Below are 20429 nucleotides of genomic sequence, written 5' to 3' on the forward strand. Positions count from 1 at the left end.
TATAAAAAACCAAAGTAAATTGTCAGTTTTACTGTAAACACCAATTAATCATCTGACAACATGACATTTTTTATCCCTGACATGTATGGCAAACCTCAATTTGTGTGTCATTGATTTGAGAAAGCTTCTCATTACTTTTTAGTATCTAGAAAATAAAATCCTGATTCTTCTTTTTTATTTGAAACTTCAGAATTTATACGTTATTTTTAAGCCATATTATTCAAAACCAGTCACTATCATTTAAAAAGCATTCTATGAAAAAACTGTCAATAATAATTCTTTTACTTATTCTGTCAACTTTAAAAGCCCAAACATCAAAAGTAGAACAGTCTATAACTTTCCCGCTCTCTTTTACAGAGATAATCAATACCAGCAAATCTAATCCTAATCAAAATATTTTAGTTTTTGAACAGCCATTTGACGCTTCGAATTATAAAGTTTATGGCGGGACTCCAATTGGTCTGAAAACAATCCTTGAAAAAACATGGAAAATTCTAGACAGCACCAAACAAAAAATTACTGCACCAGAAAAAATTGCAATCCAGTCTAAAATACAAAAAGACGCATTGCAGAAATTTCCAGAACAAACCGATATTACTTTTGTAACTCTTAAATCCTATCAGCATCAAAATCTGGGTTCGAATGTGGTTCCGAATGCTGATACTTCAGAAGATGTTTTAGATGCTTTAATTTCAAGAAGAATCGATATTATCAGAGCCAACACTCCGTTGCAGGAACAGGAAATTTATCAGTTTACCAAACCGCTGTATTTTAATAAAAACACCAATGCTCTAGTATTGTATTTAATTGCAAAGCCTGGAAAATATGAATTCTACGCGAATTTATACAGCTTTGTAAATAAAAAATGGGAAAAAAAAGACAGCTATCTCTTAACAGCTGACAGAAATTAAAAACCCAAAATCTTTATTTTTAATTTCCCGAAATACTTACATTCGCATTTTTCTAGATTACAAAAATGGAGAATTACAGCATTATTATCTTTATTCTGGCAATCGTAATAGGATTATCATCTTTTGCCGACAAAGCAAAATTACCCTACCCTATTCTTTTGGTTATTGTGGGAGTTGCCATTGGTTTTATTCCAACCATGACCGAAATTGAAATTAATCCCGAAATCATTTTCCTGATTTTCCTGCCGCCTTTGTTATATGATGCTTCTTTTAATATTTCTCCCAAAGATTTCAAAACAAATATCAATACGATCAGCACTTTAGCCATTTCGCTTGTATTTTTAACGGCAACAGGAATCGCAGCTGCAGCATATTTTATGATTCCTAATATGACATGGCCATTGGCATTTGTTCTGGGTGCTATACTTTCTGCCACAGATGCCGTTGCAGCCATAAGCATTACAAAAGGCTTAAACCTTTCTCATAAAACATTGACTATTCTTGAAGGCGAAAGCCTTATAAATGATGCATCTGCACTGGTTGCCTACCGTTTTGCTGTAGCCGCCGTTATGGGCTCAACTTTTATAATATGGAAAGCAACCTTAGAATTTGTACTTTTATTGGGCGGAGGCTTTTTAGTGGGATTGGTTGTTGCAAAAATACTGGCGATTATTCTCAAAAAAGTTCATAAAAATACCAATGTTACCATCAGCTTTATGCTTTTAATGCCATTTGTAGCCTATTTAATTGCCGAAAACCTACATGTATCTGGAGTAATTGCAGTTGTAGTCTTAGGTTTGAAAATTGCACGTTTAAGCAACAAAATTTTCCCTGAAAGCCTAAAAAACAATTCCAGAAACCTTTGGGATATAATCATATTTTTATTGAATGGGTTGATCTTTATCCTTATCGGACTCAATTTCCGTTATGTATTAAAGAATATAGATGATGAAATGATTCTGCCTTATATTGGTTATGCTGTAATTATAACTATTGTAGCACTATTAATTAGAATGATAAGAATATTTCTTCAAAAAGTAAATCTGCAAAAAGCTTTTCAGAATACGAAGCGAAAAAGAAAAATCAGCGAGCATGCACTTCTCGATACCAAAAACAGTATTATTTTAAGCTGGTCTGGAATGCGGGGAATTGTTTCTCTTGCTATTGCGATTGGGCTTCCCAAAGTACTTGAAAACGGAGAAGAATTTCCGCAAAGGAATGCCATAATTTTCATCTCTGTGGCTGTTGTACTCTTAACATTGATTGGACAAGGACTTACACTGCCATGGATTGTAAAAAAATTGAACATCAATAATAATTCAATTTAAAAAAATATGCACGCATAGTAATTTTGTCATGTTTGTTTATTTTTTATTCGTAATTTCGGTTTATCAATAAAAAAATACAATTAGAAAAAATGGCATCATTTGTTAAAGAAATATCTTTTCGCTGGTCAGATCTTGACCCAAATTTTCACGTTCGTCATAGTGCCTATTACGATTTTGGCGCACAGCATCGTATAGAAATCCTTGAAGAATTGGGCTTAACTTTAAAAGTAATGCAGACACAAGGTTTTGGTCCCGTTTTGTTTAGAGAAGAATGTGTTTTCAGAAAAGAATTAAAACTTTCGGATAAAATATTCATTCATACCAAAACATCAAAAATGAAATCTGATGCTTCACGCTGGTCTATTATTCACGAATTTAGAAGAGAAGATGATACACTTTGTGCTACCATTACTGTTGACGGCGCATGGATGGATACCAAATTACGAAAACTGGCTTCTCCAACTCCAGAAATTGCTATTCAAGCTTTGAGTATTTTCCCAAAAAGCGATGATTTTGTGGGATTTTAAAACATAATTACTATGAGGCGTGTTATTTCTTTTTTAGTTATTCTGACACTTTTTACAAACTGTAAATCCCATCAAGAAGCAAAATCTCCAAAAGAAACTGTTGAAGCGTATTTAGCAGCCACAAACCGTTTTGATTTTGAAGCCGCTAAAGAATTATTGATTCCTACCAAAGAGAATCAACTGACTTTAGAAACGTTGAAAAAAATGGAAAAAAGTCTTACTGATAATCAAAAAAAGAGGTTTTTAAACAAAGAAAAAAAAGCTGTTTATTATGAAAAAGAAATAACCGACTCAACTGCCAAAATTATCGTGTCACTAGATCAAAACACTGTTACGCCATTTGAATTTAATTTAAAAAAAACAAATGAAATCTGGCTTATAGAATCGATCATCCAATTACAATAAATCCAATATCAATTTTCATCCAAAATGGATTTCACTGCCGACTTTAGAATAGGAATTATAATTGCAATAATTATCCTTACTACCATTATTTTAGGTGCTTTTACAGACAAAGTTCTTCGCTATTTCCTGTATCGCAAACTCAGCCAGAAAGAATATGATGTAACAGGATTTAAATTCCTAAAACATTTTATTATCACAGTAATATACATTTTAGGATTTGCTTTTGCTTTGATTCAAATTCCCGAATTTAAAATCATCGGACATTCGTTTTTAGCAGGCGCTGGAGTTATTTCTTTAGTTGCCGGTCTTGCCTCCCAGCAAGCTTTAAGCAATATTGTAAGCGGTATTTTTCTCGTTATTTTCAAACCATTCAAAATAAATGACAAAATAACAATCAATAATTTTGTGGGTGTTGTTGAAGATATTAATCTTAGGCAAGTAGTTTTAAAAGATTCCGAAAACAATCGCATTATCATTCCAAATTCGGTTATCAGTGCCCAGATTATTGTAAACACTAATATGAACGACACCAAATGCTGTAAAATAATTGAAATTGGTATTGGTTACGAATCTGATCTTGAAAAAGCGTTGGAAATCATGAAAGAAGAAGTGGCAGCACATCCGCTGTTTATTGACACGAGAACTGCCGAAAATAAAAAACAAAACGCACCTTTGGTAATTGCCAGAGTAGTCGCCCTAGCAGATTCCAATGTCACTTTAAAAGCTTGGGCTTGGGCAAAAAATTCAACAGATGCTTTTGTATTGTACTGTGATTTATTGCAAAGTATTAAAAAGCGTTTTGACGAAGCTGGAATTGATATTCCGTATCCTCAGAGAGTGGTAACGCTAAAAAAGTAAATCCGTTCTCATTTTTTTTCTGATAACTTTAAGAATCTATTTTTTGGTTTTAAAAATGCAAGCGGTAAATTTATAATTCTTAACCTGAAAACTGCTTCAAAAAATGAAAACCATAAAACTCTTCATACTTTTATTACCGCTTTTTTGCTTTTCGCAGGAAAAGATAAAGCCATTAGATATCAACTTAACCAATTATGAATATCCTTATCCAGTTAGTTTTCTTGAACTAAATAATCAGCGCCAAGATCTCAAAATGGCTTATATGGATATTAAACCTAATAATTATAATAATAAAAACATACTTCTGCTTCACGGAAAAAACTTTAATGGGGCTTATTGGGAAACCACTATTAAAGCTCTGACAAAAGAAGGTTTTCGGGTTATTGTTCCAGATCAAATTGGGTTTGGAAAATCTTCAAAACCAGATAATTTTCAATATACTTTCCAGCAGCTTGCCGAAAATACCAAAAAACTTCTCGATCATTTAGGTATTCAAAAAACAGCCGTTTTAGGTCATTCTATGGGCGGTATGTTGGCCACAAGATTTACATTGATGTACCCTGAAACAGCTGAAAAACTTATTTTAGAAAATCCAATTGGTTTAGAAGATTGGAAACGTATTGTACCTTATAAACCTGTTGATTGGTGGTTCGAATCAGAATTGAAACAAAATTATGAAGCCATTAAAAAATACCAAATGGCTAATTATTACGATGGAAAATGGAATGCCGATTACCAAAAATGGGCAGAATTAGGCGCAGGATGGACAACAGCTCCAGATTATAATAAAGTAGCTTGGAATTCTGCTCTTTTGTATGATATGATTTTTACGCAGCCGGTTTTATATGAATTTAAAAATATTAAAAGCCCAACATTATTACTCATTGGAACAAGAGATAAAACCGCTTTAGGAAAACCGTTAGTTTCTGCCGAAATTCAAAAAACAATGGGAAACTACGCCGAATTAGGTAAGATAACTCAAAAAGCAATTCCGAATTCCAAATTAGTCGAAATTCCAAATACAGGACATTTACCCCATATCGAATCTTTTGACCAATTTATAAAACCATTAATCGTATTTTTGAAATAACTTTTTGGTTTTAAGGCAAAATTCAATTAACGCGAAACAAAACCTTTTACTATACTAATCTAAAAACTAAAATTATATGTTTACAGTAGAACAAATCAAAGAAGCCCATGCTAAAGTAAAAAGCGGAGAAGATTTTCCAAATTACATTCAGGATTTAATAATTCTGGGAGTAAAAGGATACGACACTTTCGTAAATGACGGACACGTTGAATACTATGGCGTAAACGGCTATTCAGTTACATCTGACGAAAAATACAACCCGATTTCGATTGCTGCAACTCCTAATAAAGAACTTTTTATAGAATTTCTGGTAAAACATCAGCATGGAGAAACTGATTATCTTACTTTTTGCAATCATGCAGGACAATGCGGTATTGCAAAATGGAGAGTTGATATTGTAGAAATGACCTGCACTTATTTCGATATGGCTGGAAATGAAATATTAATCGAAAAAATTCCAGACTAAATATGTCGTATCAAAATTTACAACTGCATTCGGCAGCTAAAAAGAGTATTCTTTTAATACTCTTTTTAGTTTTTTTTTCAGGATTTTCTCAGGATAAAAAAGAAAAACCAAAATTTAAAGTAATTGCTTTTTACACCGCAAAGAACGATCAGGCACATATTAGTTTTGTGCATGAAGCAAATAAATGGTTTCCAAAAGAAGCCGAAAAAAATCACTTTGTTTACGATTCGACAGACAATTGGAACAATCTCAACGCTAAATTCCTTGCCAATTATCAAGTCGTTTTATTTCTAGATACAAGACCCGAAACGCAGGAACAACGTGAAGCTTTTCAAAAATACATGGAAAATGGCGGTGGTTTTATTGGGTTTCATTTCTCTGCTTTTGCCTTAAATAATTCGTCTTATCCGCAAAACTGGGATTGGTATCACAATACTTTTTTAGGTTCAGGCGAATATGGAAGCAATACTTGGAGGCCGACTTCTGCTGTTTTACGAGTTGAAAACCAGCATCCTGTAACTAAAAAGCTTCCTAAAACTTTTACTTCTGCTCCAAATGAATGGTACCGCTGGTCGAATGATTTAACCAAAAATCCTGACATAAAAATTCTTTTGGCAATCGATGAAAGCAGTTTCCCTTTAGGAACAGGACCAAAACAACATGAAATCTGGCATAGCGGTTATTATCCGGTAGTTTGGACCAATAAAAATTACAAAATGTTGTATGTAAACATGGGACATAATGATATCGATTATGAAGGCGGCACTAACAAAACCCTATCGTACACTTTCGAAAACAAAACACAAAGTCAGTTACTATTAAACACCTTGCTTTGGATGGGAAGTTCGAAGAAAAAATAAATCAAAAAAAAAAAAAAAATGGCTACAATTTCTCCACTAATCACTGCGCAAGAATTACTTGAATTAGACGCTTCAAAAATCATTTTAGTCGATGCCCGAGCGGGTGCAAATACTTTTGAAAACTATCAAAAGGAACATTTAAAAGGCGCTCGTTTCGTCGATTTAAACCGTGATCTAGCCCATATTCAAGAAAATCCTGCTAATGGCGGAAGACATCCTTTGCCTTCACCCGAAGAATTTTCAAAAACACTTTCTGCGTTAGGAATTTCACCTTCAAATCATGTTATCGTTTACGATGATAAAAACGGTTCTAATTTCGCCGCACGATTCTGGTGGATGATGCGCGCAATTGGACATGAAAAAATTCAAGTTTTAAACGGCGGTTATCAAGCGGCAATTCAAGCAGGTTTTGCAACAAATTCTGGAAATGAGACTTTTGAAACAACGACATACCCTTCTCAAGAATGGAAATTACTTCTAGCCGATATTGAAGAAGTTGAAAAAGCTCGAAAAAATGATCAAAATATCGTAATTGATGTTCGAGATAAAAACAGATATGACGGTCTAACAGAACCTTTAGATTTAATTGCAGGACATATTCCTGGGGCGGTCAATGTTCCGTTAACTGAAAATTTAGACGAAAACGGATTGTTTAAATCAGCTGATGAATTGGCTGCAAAATATAAAGCCATTCTTGGAGATAAAAAACCAGAAAACACAATAGTTCATTGCGGTTCAGGAGTTACAGCCTGCCATACTTTATTAGCCATAGATTATGCAGGACTTCCAATTCCGAAATTATATCCTGGTTCTTGGAGTGAATGGTCTAGAAACGACCGCGAAATGGCGTTAAAAGAGAATCAATAATATTTTAAAATAATACAATGCAGCACTGGGATATACTTTTGTCAAATCAAGTAAATAAAAAAGCATTTATAGACGCTTTACTTGCAGGCGAAGCAAAAGGAGATTTAGCCGTTTTTAATAACCAAAAAGGAATTCTTTTCTCTGACATTGCGATCGAGAAATTCATCGAAAAAGAGTTTCAATACGATAGCGTTGAAGCTTCAACAACTTCAAATAGACAATTGCGAACTTTTTCATCGGGTGAACGAAAAAAAGAATTCTTAAAATACTGCATCAATCAAAAACCAGATTTTATCATTTTCGACAATCCGTTTGATCATTTAGACCAAGCTTCACGAGTAGTTCTTGCAGAATCATTAAAAGATCTGAGTAATGAAATCGCCATTATACAAATTGTCAATCGTGTAGTCGATGTGCTCGCATTTGTTCCAAACAAAGCACAAATAAAAGACAATACGTTTGAACTGCATGCGCTTTCTCAAACCAATACACATTTTAAAACCTTAAATACAGCTGTAATCCCAAAAGCTGCAGAACCGCATAACTTCCACGAAAGTGTATTAATTAAACTCGACAATGTTTCGGTTAGTTATGAAGAAAGAAAAATTCTGGATAAAATTTCATGGACTATTAAACAAGGGGAATTCTGGCAGTTAATTGGCCCAAACGGATCTGGAAAAAGCACAATCTTATCACTAATTACAGGTGATAATCCAAAAGGATTTGGACAGGATTTGTATTTATTTGGACGAAAAAAAGGAACGGGAGAAAGTGTTTGGGATATCAAAAAACAAATCGGAATCTTCACCACTTCCATGACTGATTTATTCCAAAAAGGCCACACGTTAGAACAAATGATCTTATCGGGATTCTTTGACCAGATCGGACTTTACACGGAACCAACAACACATCAAAAAAATATAGTTACACAATGGCTGGAAGTGATCGAAATGACACATTTACGAAAAAAGCGTTTTATTGATCTTTCTATTGGCCAGCAAAGAGTTGCTTTAATTGTTCGTGCCGTTTTAAAACATCCGCCATTATTGATTCTGGACGAACCTGTAGAAGGTTTAGACGACGAAAATGTTGATTTGGTAATTCAGCTTATTAACACTATAAAACAAGAAACAAACGTTACCATTTTATACGTTTCCCACCGAATTGAAGAAGGCCTTGCTCCTACTTCGGTTTTTGAACTTCTACCATCAGAAACAGGATCAATTGGAAAAATAAAATATCATTCGGAATTGAATTAGATAATTAGATAATTTGTCAATTAGATAATTTATCAACAGAACGCAAATCATTTCTGTAGAGGTGCACTGCAGCGCATCTTCGCAACGAATATCCGCACAAAGGTTCAATAATAAAATTAAAATATCATTCGGGATTAAATTAAATGAAAACAAAATTTGCCTTATTTCTTGTTCTACAATTAGCAATGATTTCGTGTTCTAGTACGATTTCAACAACAAAAAAAGAATATACTTTCAACCACTCTAAAGAACTAAAATCAGATTGGACAATCAATTCTAAAGAATGGATTCTAAAAAGTGATACCCTTACCGGAAACGGTTCCCTTTCGCCTTGGGGTGTTTTAGTTTCAAAAAAACAGCTTCCAGAGAATTATGAGGTCGATTTGAACGTCAACATGACCAAAGAATCTTTATTTGAAATCATGCTCAATCTGGATAAAGGAAAATACATTAGAACCTACTTATATCAAATTGATCAAAACATAGTAATTGGCGACGGCGTATATGATAAAAAAGACGATTCGTATGGCAAACGAGGCGGAAAAACCTTGTTCAAAAAACCAATGGAATTGGAAAACAACAAATGGTATTCCGTAAAAATTAAAGTCCTCAATAATCAATTGTACTTTTCTGTAAACGACAAAACAACTTTAGAATATTCTCTTGAAAAAAGCAATCTAAACCAAAAAGGAAAGTTAGGCTTCATAACCAACGGAGAAGTCAAAATAACCAATTTAAGAATCAAATCTATTTAAATTAGTTAATTTGAGAATGTGTCAATTAGAAAATTATAACACAAAGCATATGTGTAGAGGCGCACTGCAGTGCGTCTCCGCAACGAATATCCACGATACGTTAGACGCACTTCATTGCGCCTCTACGGAATATTGGAACGAATAAAATTATGGTAAAACAAAAAAGCTCCAAAAAGGAGCTTTTTCTATTTTATAAAGGAAGGAAAATTATCTAATTGACAAATTCCCTAATTATCTAATTACTACTCTTCGTCAACATTATGCGACTTAGAATAATTACGCCATTTCTCAATACATTCTTTAAAATCGTCTGGCAGTTCGGTATCAAAACGCATTAATTCTCCCGTATTCGGATGAACAAATCCAAGCGTTTTAGCATGCAGCGCCTGACGTGGCAATGCTTTGAAACAATTTTCAATAAACTGTTTGTATTTCGTAAAAGTCGTTCCTTTCAAAATCAAATGACCACCGTAACGTTCATCATTAAATAACGGATGTCCGATATGTTTCATGTGCGCGCGAATCTGGTGCGTTCTTCCCGTTTCCAGTTTACAAGAAATCAGAGTCACATATCCAAAACGTTCCAAAACTTTATAATGAGTAATCGCAGGTTTACCAATTTCAGGATCATCAAAAACCGCCATTTGCATGCGATCTTTTAAATGTCTTGCCAGATTTCCTTCAATGGTACCGCTTTCGGCAGCAACATTACCCCAAACCAAAGCAATATATTCGCGTTCAGTTGTTTTAGCTTCAAACTGTTTTGCCAAATGCGTCATAGCTGCTTCAGTTTTCGCTACAACCAAAAGTCCTGATGTATCTTTATCAATTCGGTGTACCAATCCCGGACGTTCACTGCTGTTCATTGGAAGATTTTCAAAATGAAATGCCAAAGCGTTCACCAAAGTTCCGGTATAATTACCATGTCCTGGGTGTACAACCAATCCTGGCGGTTTATTGATCAGCAAAAGTGCATCATCTTCATAAACAATATCCAGCGGAATATCTTCAGGATCTACCCTGTTTTCAAATGGAGGATGCGATAGCATAACCGTTATCACATCAAAAGGTTTAACCTTGTAATTTGATTTTACTGGAACATCATTCACAAAAATATTCCCATTCGTTGCCGCATTCTGAATTTTATTTCGTGTGGCATTCGGAATCAAATACATCAAATATTTGTCAATACGCAAAAACGCTTGACCTTTTGGGACTTCAAATCTGTAATGCTCGAATAATTCGTCTTCCAGATCTAAATTTTCTTCAATATTATTGTTCATCATTTGGGGTTTCTACAGGCGCCGCAGTACTGTCTGCTGCCTGACTTTCATCTACATAACTCGCTTTTCCATCACCTAAAACCAAATCAATTTTAGACGCTTTCAAAACACGATCTCCTACTTTTAAGTTTCTTCCTTTCAAACGCATTTCCAAAACCATATCTTTTCCAAGATTTGGAATATAAGTAATCGTTCCCGGCTCAAGACCTAAAGCCTTTAAAGTTGGAACAGCTTCACGATATGTTTTTTCAATTAAATCAGGAATCTTAACAGATGAAAATCCCGATGAATTAATTTTAATATATATTTTTCTTCCCACTTTTACTTTTGTTCCAGGCAGAGGATCCTGCTCTACAACACTGTATTTCGGAAATTCACTTCTATAATCCACACTATCCAACAGCACATAATCTAAATCCAGCTCGTCTAGTTTTTCTTCAACTTGCTCTTCTGTCAGTCTTGCTAAATTCGGAACCGCAATTTCGTGTCCGTGATCCGTTGTAAATGTCAACCAATGCATAAACAAATACCCTAAAATCGCAATAATAGCAGCTGCAGCCAATACTTGTAAAAAAAACACTCGGCTGGTTAAATACTTACGTAAACTCATAAATTTATTTTTAGTTGAACGCAAAGATAAAGTATTTCATTTCAAAAAAAATGATAATTTTGTTTAAAACAAGAAAGCCTCTATTCATCATCCTGAGCCTAGTCGAAGGAAGGAGCATTTTCCCGCTTTCGCCTATATCTTTTTGCTCTCATAAAAGATGAGATCAAAAAGGATACCGGCTCTATCGGGGCTAGGCATTCGTTTTCAAAAGAAAATTTCGATTCAAAAAATAACGATTAAACAATTAAACAAAAGTCAATGAAAAACATTGCCATCATAATGGGCGGATATTCAAGCGAATACAAAATCTCCCTTATCAGCGGAAACGTTGTATACCAATATCTTGACAAAACAAAATACAACGGATTCCGTATTCATATTTTCAAAGAAAAATGGGTTTATGTAGACGCCAACGATACCGAATTCCCAATCGACCGAAATGATTTCTCAGTTACAGTAAACGGAGAAAAAATTACTTTCGACTGTGTTTTCAACGCCATTCACGGAACTCCGGGAGAAGATGGATTAATGCAGGCTTATTTTGAATTATTAGGAATTCCGCAGTCTTCTTGTGACTATTATCAATCAGCATTGACATTCAACAAAAGAGATTTATTGTCGGTTTTAAAACCTTACGGAATCAAAACTGCCATTTCATATTACCTAAACAAAGGCGATGTTATCAATACTCAGGAAATCATTAAAAAAGTAGGGCTTCCTTGTTTTGTTAAACCAAACAAAGCCGGTTCTAGTTTCGGAATTTCAAAAGTAAAAACCGAAGCCGAATTACCAATCGCAATTGAAGTTGCTTACAAAGAAGACAACGAAATCATCATCGAAAGTTTCCTTGACGGAACGGAGGTTTCTGTTGGTGTAATAAACTACAAAGGCGAAATCATCGTTTTACCAATTACAGAAATCGTATCCGACAATGATTTCTTCGATTACGAAGCGAAATATGAAGGAAAATCACAAGAAATCACTCCTGCCAGAATCTCTGATGAGCTGACACAAAAAGTAGGAGAAACAGCCAAACGTGCTTACGAAGTTTTAAAAATGAAAGGTTTCTCAAGAAGCGAATTTATTATCGTAGACAACGAACCTTATATGCTCGAAATGAACACGATTCCGGGACTTACAACAGAAAGTTTGATTCCGCAGCAAGCAAAAGCAGCTGGAATTTCTCTGGAAGATTTGTTTACAAATGCAATTGAGCTGGCTTTAAAATAAGATATTAAGACACTAAGGTGCTAAGATTTTAAGTTTTAGCACCTTTATTTTTTGATGGTCAGGCTGGGCAAAATCCAAGCCTATGAACCTTTCAACCTAAAAACTTAGTACCTTAGAATCTCAAAATTAGAACCTCCAAAAAAATGAAAGAAATCTTTGAATGGAATAGACTGTTTTACAACAACCTTCCAGAATCATTTATCCTTGAAGTTATTTTCCGTTCAACGGTAATGTTCACTATTTTACTTCTAACCCTAAAATTAGCTGGAAAACGAGGTGTAAAACAATTATCGATTTTCGAAACCGTAATTATTATAGCATTAGGTTCAGCCGCTGGCGACCCAATGTTTTATGAAGATGTTGGAATCATTCCCGCAGCGATAGTTTTTTCTACAATAATCATTTTATACCGCTCTGTAACTTGGCTGACAGGAAAAAGCAAAAAATTTGAAGAATTTATAGAAGGTAAAACCGAATGTCTAATAAATGATGGTAAGTTCTCTATATCAACTTTTAAAAAAGAAAGTCTGGCACAAGACGAATTCTTTGCTGAATTGAGAATCAAATCAATCGAACATTTAGGTCAAGTCAAACATGCTTTTATTGAAACCAGCGGTGAAATCAGCGTTTTTTATTACGATGACAAAGATGTTGGATATGGATTACCTATTCTGCCTTCGTTATTTTACACAAAAAATAAATTCATTCCTGCTGACGGAATTTATTCTTGTAGTTTCTGTGGACATACGCAAGAGCAAAAAACTGGAACAGCAAATTGTAAAGTTTGTAAAAGAGACGAATGGGTTACGTCTATAAACACCAAGAGAATAACATAAAAATTTCCAAAAAATAAATTCCAAATTCCAAAAATAAGTTCAAATTAATCCTTTGAACCTTTGCCACTCTAAACCTCTGAACCTTAAAAAAATGAGAAAAGCAATATTTCCGGGCTCATTTGACCCCATTACACTTGGACACGAAGATATTATCAAAAGAGGAATTCCTTTGTTTGATGAAATCATAATTGCAATTGGTGTAAATGCCGAAAAAAAATACATGTTTTCTCTCGAAGAAAGAAAACGCTTTATTGAAGAAACCTTCAAAGACGAGCCTAAAGTTTCGGTTATTACGTATGAAGGATTAACAATTGATCTGGCCAAAAAACTAAAAGCCAATTTTATTTTAAGAGGCCTTAGAAACCCTGCCGATTTCGAGTTCGAAAAAGCGATCGCACACACCAACAGAAAACTATCGAAAATAGAAACTGTTTTCTTACTGACAGCTGCAAGTACCTCGTTTATCAGTTCAAGCATTGTACGCGATGTACTGCGTCATGGAGGCGAATATGAAATGCTGGTTCCAGATGCAGTTAGGGTTCAGAAATAAAAATCATAAATTTGCCAGCGAAGCAAATTATAAGTAATTTCGCATTTTTAAAATAAACAATCATAATGAGCATCGAAAGAGAATTAAGCAAACGAAGCGGATCTAAATGTGAGCTTTGCGGAGCTGAAGAAAACCTAAAAGTTTATCAAGTATTACCAACTAGAAAAGGAGGACTTGATGAAAGTATATTAGCCTGTAATACTTGTATTGACCAAATTGAAAATCCTGACAAAGTAGATTTAAATCACTGGAGATGCCTGAATGACAGTATGTGGAATGAGAACATTCCAGTACAAGTGGTCGCTTGGAGAATGTTAAGCCGTATGCGCTCTGCCGGATGGCCTCAAGAATTACTTGACATGATGTATTTAGAAGAGGATATTCTTGAATGGGCAAAAGCAACTGGCGAAGGCGAAGATGACGAAAACAAACTAGTTCACCGTGATAGTAACGGAGTAGTTTTGCAACACGGAGATTCTGTAGTTTTAATCAAAGATCTTAAAGTAAAAGGATCAAGTATGGTAGCCAAACAAGGAACTGCCGTTAGAAACATCCGATTAGATCACGAAAATGCAGAATACATCGAAGGAAAAGTAGACGGACAGCAAATTGTGATTATTACACAATACGTGAAAAAAATATAGCTTTTTTTGAGTAACAAAGGGACAAAGGTTCAAAGGGACAAAGATTTCTAATTGAAATCAACCTTTGAACCTTTTTTTGCTCTGACCTTCTGAGCCTAAAAACAAAAAAGCCGTTCAATTAAGAACAGCTTTTCTTTATAATATAAGAGGATAAGTTTAAAAAACTTTGTCCCTTTATCTCTTTGAGCCTTTGAACCTCAAAAAAGAATTATTTTTGGAATAATTTGTTGATTTGATCTTTTACGAATGGCTCAGAAACGTTGTTTGTTGCTGCGTCTCTTTCTTTACCAGAAACCATAAATTGAACTGTAGCCTTATCTGGAACTACATTTCCTGTGTAGTGTAACCAGATGTAATTGTTAGGTAACTCTAACTTGATATCGTACAACGGAGAAGCTGTAAATCCTCCAATGATAATGTTGTATAAAGAGTTATAAGCATTATCTATGTTCTTGAATGAAAATTTTCTCAAAGTCGAATCATCATCACTTTGAACAATAGTGTAATACACAGTGTATTCGTCACCAATTTTCTGAATGTAATTGTTATTTACTTTTCCTAATTTCTCAACAGGAACTGTTTCAAGAACTTTAACCTGTGCAAATGAAACAACGCTAAAGAACAAAATAGCAAGGGTAATAATCTTTTTCATAATGAATTTGGGGTTACAATTTTACTGCAACAAAAAAACATAGAAATATTGAAAAAACACCTATCAAAGCATTATTTTTTTAACACAAAATTGTAAAACTTGTTCAATATTACATAATAAATTGATTTACAACATCATATAAAAACAAAAGACTTCTTAAAAGTTCAAAAAAAACTAAAATTTCTTACTTTTTTCTTCTTCTTTTTTAATAACATTTCGGGCTACTTCAATTTTAAACTTTTTACCCTTCATTTTTTCGTCTTTTACGTTCTTCAAAAGGTCTTTTACTTTATTGTATTTTACAGCAGCAAACGATACAAAATCTTTTACTTCAATTAACCCCAAATCATCTTTTTCTAATTTTCCTTTTTGCGAAAAGAAACCTACAATATCAAACTTATTCAGTTTTGTTTTCTTTCCTCCGCTGATATAAATAGTTTGAAATTGTGGCGGTTTTGGCAGCGAAACTTTTCCTTCAACATCTAAAACAGCCATTTCATAATCGATATAATCCAATTCTTTTTCACTTTCGTGAATGATTATATAGGCCGTTCCCGTCGCCTGCATACGCGCTGTACGTCCGTTTCTATGCGTGAATTCGTCTTCTTTTAAAGGCAAATGATAATGAATAACGTGTTTCATTTCTGGAATATCCAAACCTCTCGCAGCCAAATCGGTTGTGACTAAATACGTAACACTTCCATTTCTAAACTGAATCAAAGCCCTCTCCCGCTCTTCCTGATCCATTCCGCCATGATAATACACTGAATAAATTCCTTTTTCGTTCAAAGTATCGCTAATACGTTCTGCAGCATCGCGATGATTACAGAAAATAATAGCTGATTCTGATTTTAAAGAACAAATCAAATGGAACAAACTTTGCAGTTTATCTTTTGCTGGCGAAATCACCATTTTCATCGAAAGATTCGTTTTCTTTTCTTCTTCCGGAATAAAATCTAAAACGGTTGGGTTGATGACCTTTGTATATTTTGGAATTTCAATATCTGAAGTTGCCGAAACCAAAACTCGTTTATTAACTTTCGGTAATCTTGCAATAATAAAAGACATTTGCTCATGAAAACCCAATTGCAGCGATTTATCAAACTCATCTAAAATCAAAGTTTGGATTTTATCGGTTCTGAAAGTTTCACGGTCAATATGATCGGCAATTCTTCCTAGCGTTCCAATTAAAACTGCCGGCGGATTGCTTAAATTCTTGATTTCAGTTTCAATTGAATGCCCACCATAACAAATATTGACTTTATATTGCGTTCCCATTTTTTTCCAAACCTGTTCAATCTGCAGTCCAAGTTCGCGTGACGGAACCAAAATCAAGCACTGAACCGATAATATTTCCGGCTGCAATAATTCTAATATCGGAAGCAGGAAAGCCAATGTTTTACCCGATCCAGTTGGAGAAAGCAATAAAGTATTGTTTTCGTTTAAAATAGCATCGTGTGCCATTTCCTGCATTTCGTTCAGACTCTGAATCCCTAAATTCGAAAGTATATCGTTAGAATGGTGTTTTTTCATGCTGCAAAAGTAACTAAAATTTTGTTTCTAGTTTTTCTTGTTTCAGGTTTCAGGTTATGGTGGTGATTTAACCGCAAAGCACGCAAAGTTTTTTGTTTTAGATTTAGTTGAGCAAATGCAAAGCACGCAAAGCTTTGCGAACTTTGTGTAACCTTAGCACCTTTGCGGTTAAAAAAATATAGAAAAAGTACATCAACTTGAAACCTGAAACTTGAAACTTTTAAACAAATAAAAAACTTATATTTGATTCCATAAAAACCCAAACCATGAAACTTTTTACCATTCTCATTTCACTTTTCACAATCTCTATTTCTGCTCAAAACATTAAAAAATACGACACTTTTTTTGAGAAAGGAAACGGAAATCAATCCGCATCTTATCAGGAAACCATTGCTTATTTTAAAATGCTTGCTGCTGATTTTCCAACCATTCAGATGAAAGAAATGGGATTGACAGATTCTGGTGAACCTTTGCACATGATTACTTTTAATCCTGACAAGGAATTTGATTTTGATAAAATTCAGAAAACCAAAGCCGTTTTGTTTGTCAATAACGGAATCCACGCCGGAGAACCTGACGGAATAGATGCGACTATGCAATTCTACAGAGATTTGGCAACTGGAAAAATGAAAGCGCCAAAAAACACTGTTTTGGTTACCATTCCGGTTTATAATATTGGCGGCGCTTTAAATCGAAATTCGACAACACGCGCGAATCAGGATGGACCAGAAATTTATGGTTTTAGAGGAAACGCTAGAAACTACGATTTGAATCGCGATTTAATGAAATCCGATACTCGAAATACTAAAAGCTTTGTAGAGATTTTCCAAAAAATAAACGCCGATGTTTTTATCGATAATCACGTAAGCAATGGTTCTGATTACCAATACAAGCTGACGTATATCATTACGCAGCACAACAAACTCGGAACTGTTTTGGGCGATTTTATGAATGACGAAATGATGCCGGCTTTGGTGAAAGATCTTCAGAAAAAGAAAATCGAAACGACTCCTTATGTTGATTCGTTTAAAGATACACCTGACAAAGGTTTCGGACAGTTTGTTGACAGTCCGCGATATACTACGGGTTATACTTCATTGTTTAATACGATTGGTTTTGTGGTAGAAACGCACATGCTAAAAAAATATGCCGAACGTGTAAAAATGACCTACGAATACATGAAAACAACTATGGATTTTACCGATGCGAATTATCAAAAGATAAAAGATTTACGAGTAAAGAATCTAGAACAATATCAGCCTAAAAAATCCTATACTTTAAAATGGGAAATGGACAGTACGAAAGCAACCAAATTTACCTTTTGGGGTTACGAAGCAGGTTACAAAAAAAGTGAAGCCACAACAGGCAATCGTTTGTATTACGACCGAAGCAAACCGTATAAAAAAGACGTTCCGTACATCAAGGAATTCAAATCACAAAAAGAGGTTATTATACCTTCTGCTTATATCATTCCGCGTGGTTATTGGAATATTATTGAGCTGCTGAAAAACAATAACATCTCTTTCAGGCAATTTAAAAACGATACAGTTGTTGAGGTTGAAAGTTATAGAATTGCTGACTTTAAAACAGTTCCATCTGCTTACGAAGGACATTATTTGCACCGAAATACAACCATAACTTCTAAAATGGTAAAAATGAATTTCGCTAAAGGAGATTATTACGTTCCAACGAACCAAAAAGGCGTAAAATATCTTCTAGAAGCTTTTGAACCAGAAGGTGTCGATTCGTTCTTTAACTGGAATTTCTTCGATGCTATTTTACAGCAAAAAGAACATTATTCCCAATATATTTTTGAAGATACTGCAGCTCAGCTTTTAAAAGATAATCCAGCCTTAAAAGCAGAATTAGAAACCAAAAAACAAAATGACCGCGAATTTGCAAAAAGCGCCGAAGCACAATTAGACTGGATTTACAAACATTCGGTTTACTATGAAAAAGCTCATATGCAGTATCCTGTTTATCGTGTTTTGTAGTTTTAACCGCAAAGAACGCAAAGATTTTTTTGCTTTTGATTGGGTTGAGAAAACACTAAGAGCGCAAAGCTGTACGTTTAAAAACTTTGTCAAAGTTGAATTATAATCAGAACACTAACTAATAAAAAATCATAATGGGACTTTTTGACTTCTTTAAGAAAAAACAAAAAATTGAAACTACAGAAATTGAAGAAAACACAGTTTCTTCGATTAAACAAAGTGGAAAATCTTTGAATGAAATTTATGCAAAAAAACAAAATATAGAAATTACTAAAAACCCAAATGAAGTTTTTCTATTGATTAGAATCTACAGCGAATACATTGTTCGGTTTATTGGAATGCAACTTCAAAATAATTACGCACCAATTGCAGCGTATCAAAAAACTGATGGAGAAATAATTGGCTACTTATACATTGCAAAAGATATTAGTTATAATCTTTCTGCTGCTGAAGTAATTTCAAATATGGAAATTGAATTTGAAAAAAGACTGAATGAAAAATCTATAAAATCTTATGTGATTCTTTATCATTCTAACTTTCAAGACGATAATAATCATTCTGTATCAAAAAAAAATGATGAATTTACAGCTATTTCGATCAAGTATAAAACGACTGATCTTAAAGGCAATTTAGGTTTGCGTTATTTTTTTAATGAAGACCAAATATCATTTGATGGTATCTCAACTTTTTCTAGAGAACAAAATAATTTGATTTTAAAGACGGAATTAAAAGAAGGAAAAGATTATTTTCAAGAAAGAGTAATTATTGAAGAACAAATAATCGAAAATGAAATTGGATTAAAAATAAAAAAAGTAAACAATGGAACTGTTGGCGACATGTGGGCAGGAGTTTTTGGTTTTGATCGATTAAACAGTGAGGAAGGCAGAAATTTTCTAACCATTCATTCTACATTTGTTTTATTTCAAGAACCTGTAAAATCAAATAATGAAGTTTTAATTTCTGAATACGCTTCAGATAATATAATTTTTAGAGGCGTTAAAAAAACTTATAATACAACCCGCACAGCTTTTCCTGTATTAAAAACTGATTTTTTTGTCGATGTTATAAATAAACAAATAAACGAATGGGATAATATTGATAATCTAGAAGCAGTAATAACAGGAAACGGAAGAGATACTTTTGGTTTAATTTATTTTGCAACCGACTATGCAATAAATAAAGAAAAATACCATTCTAATAAGAAATTAAACATTGAATTAAGCGGTATAATTTACACTCTTGAGATTAGCAACATGCCAGAAACAACAGCTGACGGACCAAATTACAGCGAAGATTTTACGATGTACATGCCTAATAGTAAAAGGTCCGAATTTGGTTATTTTGACTTCATAGGACAATTAGAAAGTTTTAGAGAAATTGATATTCTTGATAACAGACCTTCGTCAGGTTATATTTTAAAAATCAGGTTAATTACTAATAACGATATTCCAGATTTCTTTACTATAGAAATGTTTGTAAACAAAGAAAATATGAGTTTTGAAAATCTAGAAATCGGCATGAAATTAAGTGGATTGTTTCAATTACAAGGGCAAATTAAAGAATAATCCGAAATTAAAATTCTTCACGCTAACGATAGTAAACTAAACAAAAAAGCCTAATAAAAACATTATGTTATTAGGCTTTTCATTATTGTAGAAAGAATAAAAAGAACTTATTTATCCTTCAATATTTTTTCTAAAAATTCCACTTTTTCTTTTTCAGCTTGAACAAAATATACGATTGCGTGAGGGATTGAGCTAAGCTGCCAAAG

Annotated in this window: 21 protein-coding genes; 17 read left to right on the top strand and 4 right to left on the bottom strand. The window is 33.8% G+C overall.

From position 1 onward, the window contains the following. The first annotated feature begins 254 nt into the window (after window positions 1-254). The 11 genes from P2W75_RS11135 (at window position 255) to P2W75_RS11185 (ending at window position 9326) form a co-directional block, all read left to right on the top strand. Window positions 255-911 (top strand): hypothetical protein, encoded by a 657-nt coding sequence (locus tag P2W75_RS11135; RefSeq protein ID WP_207296828.1) that lies wholly within the window; start codon window positions 255-257, stop codon window positions 909-911. 65 nt (window positions 912-976) lie between these two features. Next, window positions 977-2239, top strand: a complete 1263-nt coding sequence (locus tag P2W75_RS11140) for a Na+/H+ antiporter (protein ID WP_276380540.1) — start codon at window positions 977-979, stop codon at window positions 2237-2239. Between the two features lie 89 nt (window positions 2240-2328). Then, complete coding sequence (locus P2W75_RS11145) at window positions 2329-2766, top strand: thioesterase family protein (protein WP_276380541.1); 438 nt, start codon at window positions 2329-2331, stop codon at window positions 2764-2766. A 12-nt stretch (window positions 2767-2778) separates the two neighbouring features. Then, window positions 2779-3171 carry a hypothetical protein gene (locus tag P2W75_RS11150; RefSeq protein ID WP_276380542.1) on the top strand — a complete coding sequence of 131 codons (393 nt, stop codon included), beginning with the start codon at window positions 2779-2781 and terminating at the stop codon, window positions 3169-3171. A gap of 24 nt (window positions 3172-3195) precedes the next feature. Then, complete coding sequence (locus P2W75_RS11155; protein ID WP_276380543.1) at window positions 3196-4029, top strand: mechanosensitive ion channel family protein; 834 nt, start codon at window positions 3196-3198, stop codon at window positions 4027-4029. A gap of 103 nt (window positions 4030-4132) precedes the next feature. Then, on the top strand, window positions 4133-5119 hold the full coding sequence (locus tag P2W75_RS11160) for an alpha/beta fold hydrolase (RefSeq protein WP_276380544.1): 987 nt from the start codon (window positions 4133-4135) through the stop codon (window positions 5117-5119). A 76-nt stretch (window positions 5120-5195) separates the two neighbouring features. Beyond that, window positions 5196-5585 (top strand): DUF1398 domain-containing protein, encoded by a 390-nt coding sequence (locus P2W75_RS11165; RefSeq protein WP_207296834.1) that lies wholly within the window; start codon window positions 5196-5198, stop codon window positions 5583-5585. Between the two features lie 2 nt (window positions 5586-5587). Next, a complete protein-coding gene (locus P2W75_RS11170; RefSeq protein WP_276380545.1) occupies window positions 5588-6445 on the top strand; it encodes a ThuA domain-containing protein in 858 nt (285 codons plus the stop codon). Between the two features lie 18 nt (window positions 6446-6463). Continuing rightward, window positions 6464-7312: a sulfurtransferase gene (locus tag P2W75_RS11175; RefSeq protein ID WP_276380546.1), complete on the top strand. Its 849-nt coding sequence runs from the start codon at window positions 6464-6466 to the stop codon at window positions 7310-7312. Window positions 7313-7329: 17 nt separating this feature from the next. Continuing rightward, on the top strand, window positions 7330-8571 hold the full coding sequence (locus tag P2W75_RS11180) for an ATP-binding cassette domain-containing protein (protein ID WP_276380547.1): 1242 nt from the start codon (window positions 7330-7332) through the stop codon (window positions 8569-8571). 143 nt (window positions 8572-8714) lie between these two features. After that, window positions 8715-9326 (top strand): family 16 glycoside hydrolase, encoded by a 612-nt coding sequence (locus P2W75_RS11185; protein ID WP_276380548.1) that lies wholly within the window; start codon window positions 8715-8717, stop codon window positions 9324-9326. Window positions 9327-9568: 242 nt separating this feature from the next. On the opposite strand, the gene P2W75_RS11190 is transcribed toward P2W75_RS11185, so the two are convergent. Together P2W75_RS11190 and P2W75_RS11195 are read right to left on the bottom strand one after the other, a co-directional pair. Next, window positions 9569-10609 carry an RluA family pseudouridine synthase gene (locus P2W75_RS11190; RefSeq protein WP_207296838.1) on the bottom strand — a complete coding sequence of 347 codons (1041 nt, stop codon included), beginning with the start codon at window positions 10607-10609 and terminating at the stop codon, window positions 9569-9571. Further along, window positions 10599-11219, bottom strand: coding sequence for a PASTA domain-containing protein (locus P2W75_RS11195; RefSeq protein ID WP_207296839.1), 621 nt, complete (start codon window positions 11217-11219; stop codon window positions 10599-10601). Before P2W75_RS11195 ends, P2W75_RS11190 begins: the two co-directional genes overlap by 11 nt. Window positions 11220-11477: 258 nt before the next feature. Here P2W75_RS11195 and P2W75_RS11200 point away from each other — a divergent pair, with 258 nt between their 5' ends. The 4 genes from P2W75_RS11200 to P2W75_RS11215 all read left to right on the top strand — a co-directional run bounded on the left by P2W75_RS11200 (window position 11478) and on the right by P2W75_RS11215 (window position 14479). After that, entirely contained in the window at window positions 11478-12449 is a 972-nt protein-coding gene (locus tag P2W75_RS11200) for a D-alanine--D-alanine ligase (RefSeq protein WP_207296840.1), read from the top strand. A 143-nt stretch (window positions 12450-12592) separates the two neighbouring features. Beyond that, window positions 12593-13285 (top strand): DUF421 domain-containing protein, encoded by a 693-nt coding sequence (locus tag P2W75_RS11205; RefSeq protein ID WP_207296841.1) that lies wholly within the window; start codon window positions 12593-12595, stop codon window positions 13283-13285. A 91-nt stretch (window positions 13286-13376) separates the two neighbouring features. After that, window positions 13377-13835, top strand: a complete 459-nt coding sequence (gene coaD / locus P2W75_RS11210; protein WP_207296842.1) for a pantetheine-phosphate adenylyltransferase — start codon at window positions 13377-13379, stop codon at window positions 13833-13835. A gap of 65 nt (window positions 13836-13900) precedes the next feature. After that, window positions 13901-14479, top strand: coding sequence for an alkylphosphonate utilization protein (locus P2W75_RS11215; RefSeq protein WP_276380549.1), 579 nt, complete (start codon window positions 13901-13903; stop codon window positions 14477-14479). 208 nt (window positions 14480-14687) lie between these two features. Here the strand turns inward: P2W75_RS11215 and P2W75_RS11220 are convergent, their stop codons facing one another. Next, window positions 14688-15131 (bottom strand): hypothetical protein, encoded by a 444-nt coding sequence (locus P2W75_RS11220; protein WP_276380550.1) that lies wholly within the window; start codon window positions 15129-15131, stop codon window positions 14688-14690. A 174-nt stretch (window positions 15132-15305) separates the two neighbouring features. Then, the gene (locus tag P2W75_RS11225) at window positions 15306-16664 is read right to left on the bottom strand and encodes a DEAD/DEAH box helicase (RefSeq protein WP_276380551.1); all 1359 of its coding nucleotides are present in this window, start codon (window positions 16662-16664) and stop codon (window positions 15306-15308) included. A 266-nt stretch (window positions 16665-16930) separates the two neighbouring features. Between P2W75_RS11225 and P2W75_RS11230 the strand changes: the two genes are divergently transcribed. Beyond that, on the top strand, window positions 16931-18658 hold the full coding sequence (locus P2W75_RS11230; RefSeq protein WP_276380552.1) for a M14 family metallopeptidase: 1728 nt from the start codon (window positions 16931-16933) through the stop codon (window positions 18656-18658). A gap of 134 nt (window positions 18659-18792) precedes the next feature. Next, complete coding sequence (locus P2W75_RS11235) at window positions 18793-20223, top strand: hypothetical protein (protein WP_276380553.1); 1431 nt, start codon at window positions 18793-18795, stop codon at window positions 20221-20223. Window positions 20224-20429 lie beyond the last annotated feature (206 nt).

The organism is Flavobacterium sp. H4147 (assembly GCF_029360735.1).
GTDB lineage: Bacteria > Bacteroidota > Bacteroidia > Flavobacteriales > Flavobacteriaceae > Flavobacterium > Flavobacterium endoglycinae.